This window comes from Mesorhizobium sp. M1A.F.Ca.IN.020.04.1.1 (genome assembly GCF_003997315.1).
Taxonomy (GTDB): domain Bacteria; phylum Pseudomonadota; class Alphaproteobacteria; order Rhizobiales; family Rhizobiaceae; genus Mesorhizobium.
This window is the reverse complement of sequence record NZ_RZSN01000427.1, coordinates 1-485: the sequence shown is the minus strand read 5'-3', so window position 1 is coordinate 485 and position 485 is coordinate 1. Positions and strand designations below refer to the sequence as shown.

Here is a 485-nt window from a genome sequence, read left to right as displayed (position 1 = left end):
GAGCAAGACCGCTTCGCGGGAAAGGAAATGGAGAACCCTCATGACTATCGCTGAAACCGAAATCTTCATGGTGCCTTTGAACAAGCTGACGATCTCCGAAAAGAACGTCCGCAAGACCAATGCCAACGACATTGATGACCTTCTGGCGTCGATTCCCGTTTTTGGTCTGATCCAGAACCTCAGTGTCGAGTCGACCGAGAAGGAAGGGCATTTCGCCGTTATCGCTGGCGGCCGTCGCTTGCGCGCCTTGAAGCGGTTGGCGAAGGATAAGGTCATCGCCAGGGATTATCCGGTCAAGTGCAGTCTGGCGAAGGCCGGCGCCAAAGGGCTGTCCCTGGCCGAGAACTTCATTCGCGCACCGATGCACCCCGCCGACCAGTTCGACGCCTTCAAGGAGCAGATCGACGCCGGAAAGACGATAGAGGAAACCGCCGACGCTTTCGGCGTGTCGCCCACGATCGTAAAAAAGCGCTTGAAGCTGGCAG

General features: G+C 57.1%; 1 protein-coding gene. It reads left to right on the top strand.

Annotation, left to right across the window (positions count from 1 at the left end):
- Nucleotides 1-485: ParB/Srx family N-terminal domain-containing protein (locus tag EOA49_RS32360; protein ID WP_164749404.1), on the top strand; the 485-nt coding region annotated here is incomplete at both ends.